1 protein-coding gene is annotated in these 19,408 nt (G+C 53.1%); it reads right to left on the bottom strand.

Features of this window, described 5'->3' with window-relative positions; all coding sequences use genetic code 11:
- On the bottom strand, nucleotides 1-19,400 hold a 19,400-nt coding region (locus C7B77_RS00435), incomplete at its 3' end, for a non-ribosomal peptide synthetase (protein ID WP_106299350.1).
- Nucleotides 19,401-19,408 lie beyond the last annotated feature (8 nt).

Raw genomic sequence — 19,408 nt, 5'->3', positions numbered from 1 at the left:
TTTTCACTGCGGGGCACATCACTCCAGCCTTGAATCTCAATCAGTGGGGTATAAGAATACCGATCGATCTCCTGCTGCTGGGCTTGGAGGGTTTGCAACCACGGCACAACTGCTAAGTCGTCGGCGACGGTAACGCGCATCGGCAAGGTATTGATGAACAAGCCGACAATCTCTTCTACACCTGGTAAAGCTGGGGGGCGACCGGAAACAGTGACCCCAAATACCACATCGCGTTCGCCGCTATAACGACTCAAGAGCAATGCCCAAACGCCTTGAATCAGATTATTGATGGTCAAATGGTGCTGCCGTGCAAACTCTTGCACGATCGCCGTATGTGCTGGTGCTAGACGACGTTCCAAGGTCTGGTAGCCATCAGCCGCTGACTGCATGGGTAGTGCCAGCAAGGGTGTCGGGGCGGTGATGCCTTGGAGTTGTGCTTGCCAAAATGATTTAGCTGAGGCTAAATCTTGCGCTTGCAACCACGCAATGTAGTTACGATAAGGGGTCGTCGGCACAACGGTATCTGTGACATCGGCAAATACTTCCTTAAACACCAGTGGGAGCGACCAGCCATCTAGCAAGAGGTGATGATGCGTCCAAATTAATTCATATCGATCGGGCGTAAGTCGAACCAGCGTGAGGCGCATCAACGGTGGCTGAGTCAGATCGAAGCCCTGTTGTTCGGATGCTAGCAGGTCGCTAATTTGGTGCTGTTGTTGCTGGGGATCTAGTTCTTGCCAATCGTAGTAAGTAAATGGCAAGGATACATGTTTGCGGACATATTGGAGCGGCTCCGCGACATCAGTCCAAATAAAACCAGTCCGGAACACATCATAGCGATCGATAACCCGTTGCCAAGCTTGACAAAAAGTGGGGAGATCGAGATGACCCTGCAACGTACAGTGGAACACCTCCATGTAGACCCCCGAATCGGGAGCATAAAGACTGTGGAACAGCATCCCCTGCTGCATCGGCGAGAGCGGATAGATATCGATTACTTCGCGCCAATCTTCACCCACAATCCGATCGAGAGTCGATTGAGTCAGTCGCGCCAGCGGGAAATCTGAAGGAGTATAACCGCCAGCGTTTGGCTCCAGACAATGCTCCACCAGCGAGGTTAAGTTAGCCAGATATTGCTGGGCTAAAGACTCGATCGTCGAATGCTGGTGCAAGTTAGTACTGTAACTCCAATCCACTTGCAACTGACCATCAACGATCGTGGCATTGATATCGATCGTGTGATGTCGCTGCCCTTCGAGGTTTTGCGTTGCTCCCGCCGACTCATCTGCCAGTTGGAATTCACCTTCAACATTAAAAGAGCGATCGATTTGACCGAGATAATTAAAGACAATCGGTGCTGGATGGTGGCTACTCAACAACTCATCAGCCGCCAAATACCGCAAGATTCCATACCCAATTCCCTTCTGGGGAATCTGTCGCAATTGCTCCTTGACCGTCTGAATCAACGTCCGAGGGCAATCCTCATCCGGCAACTGCAAACACACCGGAAACAGCGTCGTGAACCAGCCCACCGTCCGCGAGATATCCACATCCTCAAATAACTCCTCCCGTCCGTGTCCCTCCAAATCCACCACTACTCGCTGTTCGCCCGTCCAGTTCCCAATCGTTTGCGCCACCGCCGCCAACAACAGATCGTTAATCTGCGTCCGATACGCCGCTGGTACCCGTCGCAACAACTCCTCCGTCACCGTCGCATCCAGTGACACCGAAACAGTCGCCATCGACCCCACCGTATTCTCCCCGTGCAGATCCTGCGGTAAACTCGCACCCTGTTGGGCTGCTTGCCCCTGCCAATAAGCTAGTTCCCCACCAAAATCCGCCCCAGCCAACTGCTGCGACCACTGTCGCCACGAAGTCGTCTTCGCTGGCAATCGGATTGGTGTACCACTACTAACCTGCTCGTAAGCCAATTGCAGATCGTCGAGTAAAATCCGCCACGACACCGCATCCACCGCTAAATGATGCACCACCAGCAACAACCGTTGTGGTTGTCCCTCACCCATGCCAAACAGCGTCGCACTCAACAGACAACCAACTCCCAAGTCCAAACTCGCTTGCTGTTGACTGCAAAGCTCTGTCAATCGCTCCGTCTGTTCCTGGACTGATAACTGTCCCAAATCGACGACAGATAGCTGCGGTAGCTCGCCCATCCCCGCCTGGTATTGTTGCCAACCCTGCTCCTGGCTTGGTGTCACTGCCAATCGCAGCGCATCATGATGACTCACCAATGCCGTCAACACCTGTTGCAGATATCCCGCATCCAGCTCTTGAGGCACCATTAACAACATACTTAGATTGAAATGCTCTGGGTGCGGTAACTCTTGAGCTAAGAACCACTGCTGAATCGGTGTCAGCGGCACGTTCCCCGTAACGATACCCTGTTCCGCCGTAATTGCCGTTCCCGTTCCCGCTACCTGTGCTAGCGTCGAGATCGACTGATAGGTAAACAGTTGCTTGGGTGTCAGTTGAATTCCCGCTTGATTGGCACGAGCGATGATTTGCAGACTCAGAATCGAGTCGCCACCAATAGCAAAGAAGTTATCCTCTCGTCCCACCCGCTCTAGACCTAAGACATCCGCCCAGATTGCGGCTAATTGTCGCTCCAGTTCGGTTTGTGGAGCTACGTAACTGGTAGCTAATTCGGCACTTAAGTCTGGTGCGGGTAATGCCTTACGATCGAGTTTGCCATTAGTCGTCAGTGGGAACTGAGCCATCATTACAAATGCTGCCGGAATCATATAATCGGGCAACTGACTGCCTAAGAATGTTCGCAGTTCGGTGGTACTGGGTTGCCGTTCGATGTCGGGTGCGGTGACGCAGTAGGCGACTAATTGCTGTTGCCCAGAAGCGTTACTTATTGCCAGCACGACGGTTTGAACGAGATCTGGATGCTGACTTAAGATGGTTTCAATCTCACCAAGTTCGATCCGGAAGCCGCGAATCTTGACCTGATGGTCGCTGCGACCGAGGTATTCTAATTCGCCTGTGGGTAGATACTTGGCGAGATCTCCGGTTTTATACAATTGTGCGCCCGGGATGAAGGGGTCGGCGATAAATCGCTCGGCAGTTAATTCGTCGCGGTGTAAATAGCCTCGTGCTAACCCATCGCCACCGACATAGATCTCGCCTGCAACGCCGATGGGCAGGTGCTGGAGTCCGGCATCGAGGATGTAGAGGCGTAAGTCGCCAATCGGTCGCCCGATGATACTGCCGCGTCCGGCATTGACATCGGCTTGGGTAATCAGTCGATAGGTGACATGGACGGTGGTTTCGGTGATGCCGTACATGTTGACTAATTGTGCTGATTGTGGTATTGAGTCGCTAGTAGTGCGCTCGAACCATGGTTGGAGACTGGCTAGATCTAGTGCTTCGCCGCCAAAGATGACCCACCGCAAGGCTGGTGGTGAAGTAGTCTCGTCACTCAGGGCAGGGGATTGGATTAACCGGACGAAGGCGGAGGGGGTTTGATTGAGGACGGTAACGCCTTCTTGTCGGAGTAGGTGGGCGAAGTCTTCGGGCGAGCGACTGATCCAGAAGGGGACGATGACGAGGCGACCGCCGTAGAGCAGGGCACCCCAGATTTCCCAGACGGAGAAGTCGAAGGCGTAGGAGTGGAACATCGTCCAGACATCAGAGTTGGTGAACTGATAGTAGTCTTGGGTGCTGGCAAATAGACGCAGGACGTTGTGGTGGGTGATGAGTACGCCTTTGGGGACTCCGGTGGAGCCGGAGGTGTAGATGATGTAGGCCAGATGCTCTGGGGTTGTCTGTGAGGGAGGATTGGTGGTGGGTTGCGATGAGATCGTTTCCCAGTCGCGATCGAGACAGATTAACTGCTCGTGAGGTTGGGGACAACGCTCGCGGCTGGAGGCGGCGGTGAGGATGATATTCAGGTGAGCATCTTCAACGATGAAGGTGAGTCGCTCGGTGGGGTAGTCGGGGTCGAGGGGGACGTAGGCTCCGCCTGCTTTAATAATGGCGAGGATGCCGAGGATGGTGTGGAGGGAGCGTTCGACGCAGAGTCCGACTAGGGTTTCGGTGGTGACGCCGATGCTCCGGAGGTGATGGGCGAGTTGGTTGGCGCGATCGTTTAATTGGGCGTATGTCCAGCGATCTTCACCGCAACTGATGGCGATGCGCTCGGGTGTGGTGGCGGCGATGCGCTCGAAGTGTTGGTGGAGGCACTCGGTGCTGGGGTAGGTCTGGGGTTGTTGCCAGTTGTCTCGTTGGTGTAATTCGGCGGGGGTGAGTAGGGGTAGTTGCGCGATCGGTATTTCTGGTTGGGTGACGATGCCAGATAGCAGTTGCTGACAGTGTTCGAGCATTCTTTCTACTGTGTGTACACTGAATCGGCTCGTGTCGTAGCTCATCTTTAAGAGTAGTTCGGACTCTAAGACAGCCACCAATGTAAGTGGATAGTTGGTTTGTTCGAGACTTTCGATCGCGACAATCTCTACGCCATCGCCATTGCCACTAGCAGTCGTGCTGACTGGGTAATTTTCAAAAACGACAATACTCTCAAATAATGGGGCGTTTTGGGGCAGATTGCTAGCAGCCTGAATCTTGACTAAGGGTGTGTAGGCGTATTGTTCGCTGGCTACTTGCTGGGCTTGGATTGCTTGGAGCCACGGTAATACCTCTTGTCGATCGGCGATCGATACGCGGCAAGGAATGGTGTTAATAAATAATCCCACCATTTCTTCGACTCCTAGCAACGTTGGTGGTCGTCCAGAGACAGTCACCCCAAAGACCACATCGCGATCGCCGCTATAGCGACTCAACAGTAATGCCCATGCACCTTGAACCAGATTACTCAGCGTGAGCTGGTGCTGACGCGCGAATTCTTGGAGGATTTTTGTCGTTCCCTGCGGTAGTTGTAGTTTGAACGTGCTATGACCATCGACTAATGTCGATCGATCGATCGGCGCAATTAGTGGCGTTGGTGAGACAATACCCTGAAGCTGCTGCTGCCAATAGGTTATAGCTGCCTCGACATTCTGCGATTGCAACCAAGCAATATAGTTGCGATAGGGGGTTGCGGGGGTCAATTGTCCGGCTAGACCCTGCTCGTAGGCGTGGTAAGCCTTAAAGACTTCTTTGAATACCAACGGCAACGACCAACCATCTAATAGTAAATGATGACTACTCCAGACAAATTCATAGGTGTCAGCAGTCAACTGAATCAGATGCAATCGCATTAATGGGGGCGCGTCCAGCGCGAATCCTTGCTGGCGTTCTCGATCGATTAGGGCCGAGAGTTTTTGCAGTTGTTGCGATCGAGTGTCCTGTTGCCAATCTTGCCGCGCGAAGGGTAGATCGACCTCTCGATAGAGTATTTGTAACGGTTCGGGCAAGTCGCCCCAACTAAAGCCAGTGCGGAAAATATCATACCGATCGATCGCCTGTTGCCAAGCCTGCTGGAAGATAGTTGGATTGAGATCTCCTTGCAGCGTGCAATTAACCAACTCTACATACATACCAGATTCGGGCGCGTAAACCGTGTGGAACAACATCCCTTGTTGCATTGGCGAGAGGGGATAGATATCCGCAATCTGTCGCCAATTATCGCCAACCAGCCGATCTAATTCTACTTGGGACAAGGTGGTCAAGGGGAAGTCTGAAGGGGTGTAGCCACCAGCCGCAGGTTCCAGACAATGGTCGATCAGGGCTTGCAAATTCCGCACAAAACCCTGTGCCAATCGCTCGATCGTCTGTCGATCGAATAAATTATGACTGTAGCTCCAATCAACCTGCAACTGACCGGAACTCACCAAGGCATTGATATCTAGCAGATGCTGGCGTTGTTCGCGCGAGTCTTGCGTCCAACCCACTGACTCTGAAGCGAGTTGGAATTCACTTTCCCCATCGAGGACTCGATCGAATTGCCCCAGATAGTTAAAACTAATTTGCGCCGCCGCCCGATCGCCCAGTTGTAGCTCTTGCCGTACATAGTGCAATAATCCATAACCAATGCCCTTCTGGGGGATCGATCGCAGTTGTTCTTTAACTGTTTTTAAGAGCAATCCCGGCTCTCGAAAATCGGGTAGATGCAAACAGACGGGAAACATCGTCGTAAACCAGCCCACCGTCCGCGAGATATCCACATCGGTAAATAACTCCTCGCGACCGTGTCCTTCTAAATCGAAGTGAATTTTTGACTGCTCCGTCCACTCGGCAATTGTTTGGGCTAGGGCGGCTAACAAGACATCATTGATTTGAGTTTGATAAGCCGCAGGGACGCGCCGCAATAGGTCTTGAGTGGCTTCTAGTGTCAGTCCGACCGAAACTGTCTCAGTCGAGATCGCGGTATTCTCACCAGGGTAATCGGTGGGTAAGGATTCGTCGGTCTGTGCCTGGGTTTGCCAGTATGCTAACTCGTCAATAAAGTCATCTGCGGCGGCGGTTAACTGTTGTGCCCACTGTTGCCAAGATGTGGTTTTGGCAGGTAGCGAGATCGCTGTATTTTGACTGAGTTGCTGGTAAGCAGTTTGAATGTCATCTAATAAAATCCGCCACGAGACACCATCAACGACCAAGTGATGCGCGACGATCGCCAGCCGCTGAGGACGATCTGCACCCATCTGAAATAATGTCGCCTGGAGCAGACAACCAGAGCCTAAGTCTAAACTAGCCTGCTGTTGACTACAGAGTTCGGTCAATTGTGCGGCTCGATCTTCCTCGCTAAAGTCACTCAAATCCACAATCTGAAGTTGTGGTAAGTCACTCAGTGGCGCATTATATTGGTGCCAGCCCCGATCGTCAGTGGTAAATTGGAGCCGCAGCGCGTCGTGATGACTGACGATGTGGATTAAAGCCTGCTGGAGTAAATCGGTGGCTAGATCTGCCGGAACAGTTAAGAGTACGGCTTGATTGTAGTGGTGGGGAGCTAAGAATTCTTGCGCGAAGAACCACTGCTGAATCGGTGTCAGTGGTACCGCACCGATGACTAGTCCCTGTTCTGCCCGTACCATTTGACCCATACCAGCCACTTGGGCTAGCTCGCCGATCGAGGGGTGAGCAAAAAGCTGTTTAAAGGTCAGGTTAATTCCGGCTTGATTGGCACGGGCGATGATTTGTAAACTCAGAATCGAGTCGCCACCGATCGCAAAAAAGTTGTCATGAATACCGACTTGGGGCAGTCCTAACACTGCTGCCCAAATCTGCGCCAAGGCAATCTCGGTGGGGGTAGTGGGGGCGACAAACTCGCGGCGTTCGTCCGGTAGGGCTGATGGGATCGGCAGGGCTTGACGATCGATCTTGCCGCTGGGAGTCAATGGCAAGCGATCGATCGCCATGAAGGCAGATGGCACCATGTATGCTGGCAGTTTGGCGGCCAAGAATTGCTGTAACTCGGCTGTCGTCACCAGATCTGTCGATCGGCAGACATAGTAAGCGACCAACCGCTGTTGTCCGGGAGTGGGATAGTAAGTATCGAGTACAACCGCTTGCAGCGCGGGATGTTCGCTCAGTAACGATTCAATTTCTGCTAATTCGACTCGGAAGCCACGTATTTTCACCTGTCGATCGATCCGTCCCCAATACTCGATTTGACCATCAGGTAAATATCGCGCGAGATCGCCAGTGCGATACATCCGCGCTCCTGGTTCGGGATCGAACGGATCGGGGACAAACTGGGCAGATGTGAGCGTCGGTTGGCGGTAATAGCCGACCGCCAGACTGGCACCGCCTAGACATAGTTCGCCCAGAACGCCGATCGGACAGAGTTGACCGCTCGGATCGAGAATATATGCCCGCCGATTGGGCAGTGGCGAGCCAATTGGCAGTCGTTCGCCCTCAAAGTTGGCCGGAACGGTATAAGTCAGTGCGGTAATTGTGGTTTCTGTGGGGCCATAGGCATTGATTAATGGTAGCGATCGATCTGAAGCAGTTTGCAATGCTTGCCAAGCTGGCAGATCCGCAGGTAGGAGTGCTTCACCACCGACGATCGTCAAGCGGAGTTGGGCGGGTAAGGCGCGATCGCTCTGGAGCCAAGCGGGTACTAATTGTCGCCAATAAGCCGTAGGCAAGTCCGCAATGGTGATGCCGTGGCGATCGATTTGGTTCCACAATTCTACTGCCGACCACAGCCTGTCGCCTCGGACGATCGTCTGGCAACCTGTGATTAAAGCGGGTAATAGTTGTTCTAGAGCAGGGTCGAAGGTAAATGCGGCAAACAGCAGGACACGATCGCTAGCTACTAACTGATAGCGATCGCGAATGCCCAAACAGTGCGCGACCAGAGCTTGATGATCGACCAGTACGCCCTTGGGTTTGCCTGTCGAACCAGAGGTGTAGAGCAAGTAAGCTGGATCGGTAGGAGCCGTCTGGGGTAAAGAGTCCAGCGCAACGATCGCGGTGTGAGGATCTAATGGCTCATCCAGGTAGAGACAAGGTAAATCGACTACCAACTCAGGCATCAGACAATCGCGGTGCCCGACGAGTGCGATCGCCCCCGCATCGGTACACAGCGATTGGAGCCGCTCTAGCGGATTTTGGGGGTCGAGTGGCAGATACACGCCACCTGCTTGGAGAATGGCCAGCAGACCGATTACCAGCTCGATCGATCGGTTCGCACATAAACCTACTACGGCGTGCGGTTTGACCCCCAGATGCGACAGTTGCCAAGCCAGAGTCTGTACCTGTCGTTCTAGATCGGCATAGCTCAACTGTCGTTCGTCACAGATCAGGGCAATTGCCTGGGGTGTCCGAGCGGCTTGCTGGGAAATGAGCGTAGAAATAGATGCCGCCACAGGGTAATCAATGGTGGGGGCGATCGCGTGAGCTAGCAACTGTTGCTGTTCGGCTGGACTCAACAAGGGTAGTTGAGCTAATGGACAATGAATATCCGCTACCATCGCCAGGAGTAACTGCTGGAAATGTGTCAACATCCGCTCGATCGTGTCTGGGCTAAACCGTTCGCAGTTGTAACTAATTTCTAAGGCTAATTCTGCACCTGGAATCGCTGTCAACGTCAGTGGGTAGTTAGTTTGCTCGATACTCCGCACGTTAGTAATCTGCAAATCATTACTATCTGGCTGCTCTCGATCGTTGGCACCGATCGGATAATTTTCAAAAACGACAATACTATCAAACAGGGCGACACCTCGCGGCACATCGCTCCAGCCCTGGATTTCGACGAGGGCGGTGTAAGCATAGCGATCGATCTCTTGTTGTTGGGTTTGTAGCGTTTGCAACCAAGAGGCGATCGTCTCATCAGCCGCCGTCTCGCTGGGGATGGTCGCGCGCATCGGCAACGTATTAATGAACAGACCGACAATCTTTTCGACATTGGGTAATGTTGCAGGTCGGCCAGAGACAGTCACCCCAAATACTACATCGGGTGTCCCACTATAACGACTCAATAATAATGCCCAAGTACCTTGAATCAAATTACTGAGCGTGAGTCGGTGTTGCCGCACGAATGTTTGCAGCAGCGTAGTTGTATCTGCCGATAAATGCTGCTTGGCCGCAGCCATACCACTAGTTAACGTCGATCGATCCACTGGGGCGATTAAGGGAGTCGGCGCGGCAATGCCCTGAAGTTGCTGCTGCCAAAAGACTTTAGCCGCTGCCATGTCCTGCGCTTGGATCCAAGCGATGTAGCTGCGATAGGATGGGGCGGAAATCGGTTGAATGGGTTGCCCCTGTTCGCAAGCATGGTAAGAAGCAAATACCTCCTCAAACACCAGCGGTAACGACCAACCATCTAACAATAAATGATGGCTACTCCAAATGAACTCGTAGGTATCGGCTGATAATTGAATCAGATGCAGCCGCATTAATGGTGGTTGGTGGAGATCGAATCCTCGGTGTTCGCGATCGATCAGTGCCGCAAGCTGCTGTTGTTGATGCTGGGGATCCTGCCCTTGCCAATCGGCAAATACAAACGGCACGGTAGCTCGATCGTACACCACTTGTAAGGGTGTCGATAGCTCTGCCCACAGAAAGCCAGTGCGGAAAATATCATAGCGATCGATCGCCTGTTGCCAAGCTTGAGCGAAGATGGTGCGATCGAGATTGCCCTGGAGCGTACATTGCACCAGTTCTACATACATCCCCCCATCAGGAGCGTAGAGCGTATGAAATAACATCCCTTGCTGCATCGGGGAGAGCGGATAAATGTCCGCCACCTGTCGCCACTTGTCGCCCACCACCAGATCTAGTTCGGTCTGGGTCAGGTTTACCAGCGGAAAATCTGAAGGAGTATAGCCGCCAGCGTTTGGCTCCAAACAGTGAGCGATAAACGCAGTCAAATTATCCATGTAGGATTGGGCTAACTCGACGATCGTCTGACGATCGTAGCGATTGTGGCTATAGCTCCAGCTCATCTGCAAGCGGCCACCAGCAATTAAACCACTCACATCTAAGTCGTGCTGACGCTCGCCGCGATCGCTCCGCTCCGCTCCAGCGGATTCTTCGGCTAGTTGAAAATCACTCTCATCCTCTAAGGTGCGATCGAACTGCCCCAGATAGTTAAAGCTAATCGGTGCGGCATCTCGCTCGATCTCCCTGAGTTCTTGGCAGATATAGCGCAGCAGTCCATAGCCGATCCCTTTGTGGGGGACTTGACGTAATTGTTCTTTTATGCTCTTGAGGATCGACGCTGGCCGATGATTCGCTGGCAAGGTCAGATAAATCGGAAACATCGTCGTGAACCAGCCAACGGTGCGGGAAATATTCACATCGGTAAATAGTTCTTCTCGTCCGTGTCCTTCTAAGTCGATCTGCACGGTCGCTGTGCCAGCCCAGGCACCGATAGTTTGAGTCAGCGCAGCCAAGAGTAAATCGTCGATCTGGGTGCGATAAATTGCGGGTACGCGCTGGAGTAAATCTTGAGTCATCTCGGCTGAGAGTGACATCGAGACAGTCTCGGTAGAGCTGACTGAATTTTCACCAGTTCGATCGGATGGTAGTAAGGTCGATTGCTGTTGGGCTTGAGCTTGCCAGTAGTCTAGCTCCGCCATAAAGTCACTGGCTCCGGCGGTGAGTTGCTGCGCCCACTGTTGCCACGACGTGGTTTTCGCAGGGAGCGCGATCGCCTCACCCTGACTGAGCTGCTGATAAGCCGTCTGAAGATCGGCCAACAAAATCCGCCACGACACCCCATCCACCGCTAAGTGATGAATGGCTAGTAACAATCGCTGCGGTTGTCCCGCGCCCATCTCAAACAGCGTGGCGTGGAGAAGACAACCCGCTGCTAAATCCAGACTGGCTTGGTGCTGGCTGCAAATTTCGGTCAATCTGTCAGTTTGCGCTACCCCCGTCAATTCACTCAAATCGACGATCTGGAGTTGGGGTAAGTCACTCAGAGGCGCGTGCTGCTGCTCCCAGCCGCGATCGGTGGCAATAAACTGTAACCGGAGAGCATCATGATGGCGGACGATTTCGGTCAATACCTGCTGGAGTAAGGTTGCAGATAAGTCTGCGGGGACGACGAGGAGGAGCGTCTGATTGTAATGATGTCGGTCTGGCAGCGGTTGGGCAAAGAACCAGGCTTGAATGGGCGTTAGCGGTACGGCACCAGTCACGATCCCCTGTTCGGCTGGCACCGCTGCACCGAAACTGACAACTGTCGCTAAATCGCCGATCGAAGGATGAGCGAAGAGTTCTTTGAGGGTTAATTTCATCCCGGCTTGATTGGCCCGAGCGATAATTTGCAAGCTCAGAATCGAGTCGCCACCGATCGCAAAGAAGTTGTCATTCGCGCTCACTTGCGGCAGTCCGAGCACCTCTTGCCAAATCTCCGCTAAGGCAATTTCTGTCGGCGTAGTCGGTAAGACGATCGCAGCGGTGGCTTCAGACATCAATAGGGGATCGGGTAAGGCTTGACGATCGATCTTGCCACTAGGGGTTAAGGGCAACCGATCGAGCCGGACAAATAGACTGGGCACCATGTACTCTGGGAGACTGGTTGCCAAAAATTGCTGGAGTTCGGCTTCTGAGACAGAGATCGCGGTGGGGTAGCTGGCATAGTAGACCACCAGCCGTTGCTGACCGCTCGCTGGAGTATAAACCTGGACGGTGGTATCTTGGATGGCGGGATGGCGGCTGAGTACTGTCGCAATCTCAGCTAGTTCTACCCGAAAACCGCGAATCTTTACCTGTCGATCGAGCCGTCCCAAATATTCAATGTCCCCATTTGGTAAATAACGGGCGAGATCGCCAGTACGATACATCCGCGCTGGGGAGCCATCCTGGAACGGGTCGCTGACAAACTTCTCCGCCGTGAGAGCGGACTGGCGATAATAGCCGCGCGCCAGCCCCGCGCCCCCTAAATGCAATTCACCTGGTACCCCAGTCGGACAGATCCGACCGATCGGATCGAGGATATAAGCCCGCCGATTGGGTAACGGACGACCGATCGGTAACCGATCGCCAGCGAAATCATCGGGCACGACAAAGGTTAGAGCCGTAATTGTGGCTTCGGTTGGCCCATAGGCATTGATTAATGTAGGTGCTGGAGCGGCTGGATGCTGGAGCGACTGCCACGGAGCCAAGTCCGAAACCAGCAAAGCTTCGCCACCGACGATCGTCAGCCGCAGTTGGCTGGGCAAGGATACTCCTAGATGTTGCCAAGCGGTCGTCACTTGTCGCCAGTAAGCAGTCGGCAAGTTAGCTACAGTCACGCTGTGGTCTTGCAACTGGGCGAGTAATTCTGCCGCCGACCAGACCGAGCCGCCGCGCAATACGACACCAGCTCCGGCGATTAGGGCAGGCAACAACTGTTCTAAGGAAGGGTCGAAGTTGAGGGATGCAAACTGAAGCACTCGATCGTGCGGCTGCAATTGATAATATTCGGCCATGCCGCAACAGTGAGCCAAGAGCGTTTGGCGATCGACTGATACCCCTTTCGGTTGCCCTGTGGAACCGGATGTGTACAACAGATAGGCTGGATCGGTTGTGGCAATTTGCGGTAGTGCGACTTCAACAGCTAGCGGCGTTGTCAGCAGCTCCTCTAGGTACAGACAGGGTAGATCGCTCGTCAACTCAGCAGTCAAACAATCGCGATGTCCGACTAATACCGAGACACCAGCATCATTCACCATAAACTGTAAGCGGGCGAGCGGGTATTCGGGGTCGAGGGGGAGATAAACCCCACCCGATCGCCAAATTGCTAGCAACCCGATCGCCATCTCGATCGATCGATTCACGCACAGACCGACGACGGTATGAGCGCGAACGCCCGATTGGTACAGGTGCCCAGCCAACCGTTCTACCTGTTCTTCTAAGGCGGCATAGGTTAACTGGCGGTCATCACAAATCAAGGCGATCGCCTGGGGCTGCTGCTGGACTTGCTGCACAAACAGACGATCGAAACTCTGCTCTAATGGATAAGCAATGGTAGGAGCGATTGCCAGAGCCAGCAACTGTTGGCGTTCGCGAGCATCGATCGGATCGAGATCCTGTAACGGACAATCTCCCGCCTGTAACATGGTTAGCAATAAATGCTGGAGATGACCCAACATCCGATCGATCGTGGCTGCGGTAAATCGACTGCGATCGTAGTTGATGTCTAGAATCAACGCATCGCCAGGAATGGCAATTAAATTGAGCGGATAATTAGTCTGCTCCAAACACCGGACATTGCTAATTTGTAATTCACTCGCTTCCGGCTGTCCCTGGACGGCATCACCCACTGGATAATTCTCAAACACCACAATACTGTCGAACAACTGTACCCCGCGCGGTACCTCGCTCCAGCCTTGGACTTCTGCCAAGGGCGTGTAGGCGTAGCGATCGATCTCCTGCTGTTGCTGTTGTAGAGCGCGCAACCAGGGCAAGAGCGTGGTATCAGTCGGCAGCGACACCCGCACTGGCAAGGTATTGATAAACAGACCGACGATTTCTTCGACACCAGGTAACGTCGCGGGTCGTCCCGAAACTGTCGCCCCAAACACCACATCGGCGTTACCACTATAGCGGCTCAACAGCAGTGCCCAGGCTCCTTGCACCAAATTGTTCGCCGTCAGTTGATGTTGACGGATAAATTGCTGGATGGCGGTTGTCTCATCGACAGATAATTGCAGCCGCGCTAGTTGATAACCCTCGCCCAAGGCCGATCGATCGATCGGCTCGAATAGGGGAGTAGGAGCCGTAATCCCCTCAAGTTGTGCTTGCCAAAACTGCTTGGCGGCGGTTAAATCTTGAGCTTGCAACCAAGCAATATAGCTGCGGTAGGGGGTGGTGGGAACGATCGTCGGAATCTGACCGAGTTCGTAAGTATGATAGGCCGCGAACACCTCTTTCAACACCAAGGGTAACGACCAACCATCTAATAACAGGTGATGATGAGTCCAGATCAGCTCGTAGGTATCGACATTAAGCTGCACCAGTTGGAGACGCATCAGCGGCGGCTGCGCCAGATCGAAACTCTGTTGCCGCTGTTGTTGCACGAGTCGATCGAGTTCGACTTGTTGAGTCTCCCAGTCTCGCTGTTGCCAGTCGTGGCGATCGACTACTAATGGCACACGATCGAACACGCATTGGAGCGGTGTCGCCAATTCTGCCCCAATGAAGCCAGTGCGGAAAATTTCATAGCGATCGACAACCTGTTGCCATGCCCGACTAAAGATCTCACAGTTGAGATGACCCTGTAATGTGCATTGAACTTGCACCATATACACGCCTGTTTCGGGAGCGTATAAGCTATGGAACAGTAGCCCCTGCTGCATTGGCGATAGCGGATAGAGATCCGCCACCTGTTGCCATCGATCGCCAATGAGCCGATCGAGATCGCCCTGAGACAAGCGCGCCAGCGGGAAATCTGAAGGGGTATAACCACCCGCCGTCGGTTCGAGGCAATGGTCGATTAAGGCGGCTAAACGATCGATTAAGTTATCGGCTAATTGCTCGATTGTCTGGCGATCGTAGCGATCTTGACTGTAGCTCCAGTTGAACTGGAGTCGGTCGTTCGCAATCAGCGCACCGATTTCGATCGAATGCTGACGGTGTCCTTGGGGACTGAGATCGGCTCCGGCGGACTCTTGCGCCAGTTGGAAATCACTCTCGACCTCGATCGCGCGATCGAATTGACCGAGATAATTAAAGCCGATCGCGGCTGCTGCTTGCGCTTGCAAACTCGGCGATCGCTCTAAATAGCGCAACACCCCGTAGCCTAGACCTTTGTGGGGAATTGCCCGTAATTGTTCTTTAATAGTTTTAATTAACAGATCCGGTCGATCGGTAGATGGCAACTCCAAACACAGGGGAAAGAGGGTAGTAAACCAACCCACAGTGCGGGAAATATCGACATCTTCAAATAATTCTTCGCGCCCATGTCCCTCCAAATCCAGACGCACTGCCGACTCTTTTGTCCAGGCCCCAATCGTCTGCGCCAGTGCTGCCAGCAGTAAGTCATTAATCTGGGTGCGATATACCGTCGGTACGCGCTGTAATAAATTCTGAGTCGCAGTGGCAGAGAGCGATACCGAGACAGTAGCGGTTGCCGCCACGGTATTATCGCCAGGATAGTCCTGTGGCAGCGGCTCGAACTGTCGATCGCCGATAGCTTGCCAGTATGCCAATTCGGGGTAAAAATCAGCAGTAGCCGTCGCTAATTTTTGTACCCATTGTTGCCATGCCGTAGTTTTGGCTGGTAGCGCGATTGCCTCACCCTGACTGAGTTGGTGATAAGCCGTCTGAAGATCTGCCAACAAAATTCGCCACGAGACTCCATCCACAGCCAAATGATGGATCGCCAGTAACAACCGCTGGGGTTGTCCTGCCCCCATCCGCACGAGTGCGGCGCGGAGCAGACAGCCAGCCGCCAGATCCAGGCTTGCTTGTTGTTGAGAGCATACTTCAGTCAATTTGTCAATCTGAGCTACACCCGTCAATTCACTCAAATCCACAATTTGCAGTTGGGGCAAAGTCTCCAGCGCGGCATTGGTTTGTTGCCAAGTGCCATCGCGATCGCGGGTAAACTGTAGCCGCAGCGCATCATGGTGAGAGACGATCGCCTCCAAAACTTGTTGGAACAAGTCAGACGAGAGATCCGCAGGCACTTTTAGTAACACTGCTTGATTGAAATGGTGCGGATCGGGTAAATCTTCCTCGAAAAACCACTGCTGGATCGGGCTGAGTGGTACGGCACCAGTTACCAGCCCCTGGGTGGCAACGATCGTCACACCAGTCCCTGCCACCCGTGCCAGTTCGCCGATCGATTGGTGGGCAAAGAGTTGCTTGGGTGAGATCTTAATCCCTGCTTGATTCGATCGAGCCACGATCTGCAAGCTCAAGATCGAATCCCCACCGATCGCAAAGAAATTATCCGTCATCCCCACCTGAGACAATCCCAGCACCTCCGCCCAGATTTGCGCCAGTTGGCGTTCTACCTCAGTCTGCGGGGCAACATAACTAGCCGTCACGATCGAGTTCCAATCTGGCTCTGGTAAAGCCCGTTTATCGACCTTGCCATTAGGCGTTAAGGGTAACTCACTCAGGACGATAAAAACCGCTGGCACCATATAATCCGGCAAGCGGGTTGCCAAAAACTGCCGCAACTGACTCGAACTAGGTTCGATACCAGCGGGAGCTGCGACATACGCCACCAATTGTTTCTGTCCCGACTGATTAGAATGCGCTTGTACCGAAGCTTGGAGCAGATCGGGATGCTGCGTGAGGACGGCTTCAATTTCGCCAAGCTCGATCCGAAACCCGCGAACCTTGACCTGCTGGTCGATTCGACCTAAGTATTCAATCTCGCCGCTGGGTAAATAGCGCACCAAGTCACCAGTTTTGTACAGGCGATCGCCTGACTCGCCCCACGGATGGGGAATAAATTTCTCAGCCGTTAACTCTGGACGTTGCCAATAGCCCCGTGCCAAACCATTACCACCGATATGCAGTTCGCCAGCTATGCCGACAGGCACTTGGTGCAGATAGGGATCTAAGATATACACCTGAGTCTGCGCCAATGGGCGACCGATCGGGATATTCGTCGCCGCCGGATCGAGCTGGGCGACCTCATAATAAGTCGCAAATGTCGTACTCTCAGTTGGCCCGTAGCCATTGAGTAAGTGTTCGGGCGCGCCAGCAGCTTGCACTACCCGCACCCAATGGGGGTCGAGAGCTTCCCCACCCATAATCAAATACCGCAGGTGACTGAATGCCGTGGGTACCAAGCTGGCTACCTGGTTGAATAGTGCTGGGGTCAGGAATAAGGTGGTAATTTCCTGCTCTTTAAGCATCGTCGCCAACTCGGTCGGGGCGAGTAAGACCGAGCGCGGAATTACGACAAGCTGGGCACCATTAAGTAAAGCTCCCCAGATTTCAAAGGTCGCTGCATCAAATGCAGTGTTAGCAGCTTGAGCGATCCGATCGCTAGCGTTTAAGCTGACATAATTGGTATCCAATACTAAGCGAGTAATCCCTTGATGGGGAATCATTACTCCTTTAGGGATGCCAGTCGAACCAGAGGTGTAGATGATATAGGCTAGGTTGGTGGGTGTAATAGCGGGAGTTGGATTACTGTCCGATCCACTCGCCCACAATTGCTGCTGACGATCGACACAAATAGTTGTAGCGGTAGTGGGGGGAAGTTGTCCCAACAAGTCAGCTTGAGTGAGTAAAATCGGTAATTGGGTATCGTCGAGCATCAAGCTCAGTCGGGCGACTGGAGTAGTCGGATCGAGGGGGACGTATGCACCCCCAGCTTTGATGATAGCTAGCGTGCTGACGATGAGATCGATCGAGCGTTCCATGTAGATGCCGACCAAGGTTTCGGCTCCAACGCCCAACGATTGCAGATAGTGGGCGAGTCGATTGGCGCGGTGGTTGAGGTCTGCATAGCTCAAGCTTTCGGTGCCACAGACTACGGCAATTCGCTCTGGATTTAAACTGACTTGGCGATCGAATAGGGTGTGGAGACAAAGCTCGTTGCCGCTCTGAGGTAAATCGCTCTGGCTCAACTGGGCTAATCGATCTAGCTCTGCGGGGGGCATAAACTGTAGTTGCTCGATCGCACAGTCTGGATTGTCTACAATTGCCACCAATAGGCGATGAAAATGCTCGTTCATCCGATCGATCGTCGCTCGATCGAATAAATCGGTATTGTATTCCCACGCGCAGGAAAAGCCAGTTTCACCCCGATCGATGGATAGCGTGAGATCGAACTTAGCGGTGTTGTTGACACTATGAATCGGACTCAGTGACAAGTTTGGTAACTGCAATTCTTCAGCAGGGGCATTTTGCAGGACAAACATCACTTGAAACAGCGGACTGTAGCTGAGATCGCGTTCGGGTTGGACTGCTTCGACCACCAGCTCGAATGGCATGTCTTGATGCTCGTAGGCACCCAATGCCACCGATTGCACCCGCCGTAGTAGCTCTCGAAACGTGGGTTGTCCGCTTAAGTCCGTCCGCATGACCAAAGTATTGACAAAAAAACCAATGAGGTTTTCAATTTCGGGTCGATTGCGATTGGCGATCGGACTACCGACGGCGATATCGGTTTGATTGGTATAGCGATAGAGCAACAATTGGAACGCCGCCAACAGCGTCATAAATAGAGTCGTGCCCGCCTCTTGAGAGAGTTTGGTCAATGATTCGTCCAGAGAGCGATCGCCAAAAAACACGACCTGTTCCCCAGCAAAGGTTTGGACGGTGGGACGAGGGCGATCTGTGGGCAGTTCTAACTGTGGTGGCAAACCACTCAATTGCTGCTGCCAATACTGCATTTGCCGTTCGCGGAATTCGCCCGTGAGCAGTTGCCGTTGCCAGTGGGCAAAATCAGTATATTGAATCGTTAATTCTGGTAAAGCTGGCGGTTGTTGCTCGATCGCCGCTGTATATAAAGCTGCCAACTCCTGGGTTAAAATCCCCATCGACCAACCATCAGAGACAATGTGGTGCATACAAAATAGCAGCAGATACTCATTTGTATCCACCTGCACGAGTTGCATCCGCAGCAAGGGATCTGTCGTTAGATCGAACGGAGTATCATTGATGGCGGCAGTGAGACGCTGCACTGCGGTAGATCGATCGTCAGCCGCTACATCGCGCAGATCGATCGGCTGGAGCATTGGCGGCGCACTTATCCCGATCGACTGTCTGGCTTCACCCTCAGCAGTCGCCCCAAAATTAGCGCGTAAACTACCATGTCGATCGACGATCGCTTGCAAACTCTGCTGGAGTGCCGCTACATCCAACTCTCCGTGCAGTCGCAATCCCCCGGGAATATGATAGTTGGTACTGTGAGGATCGAGCTGTTGCAAAAACCATAACCGCTGCTGGGCAAAGGACAGCGGGTAATCAGCTTGGCTCTCTAACTGAGGAATCGGCTGTAACTGGCTACCACTTTGCTTAGATTTCAGCCGCCGCAATAGGAGTTGCTGCTTTTCTGGAGAGAGTTTGGCAAGTTGCTGGAGTAGATCGCTCATGACTTTAA

Source organism: Chamaesiphon polymorphus CCALA 037 (assembly GCF_003003845.1).
Lineage (GTDB): Bacteria > Cyanobacteriota > Cyanobacteriia > Cyanobacteriales > Chamaesiphonaceae > Chamaesiphon > Chamaesiphon polymorphus.
The sequence above is the reverse complement of the archived record's forward strand: the minus strand, read 5'-3'. Positions and strand labels throughout refer to the sequence as shown.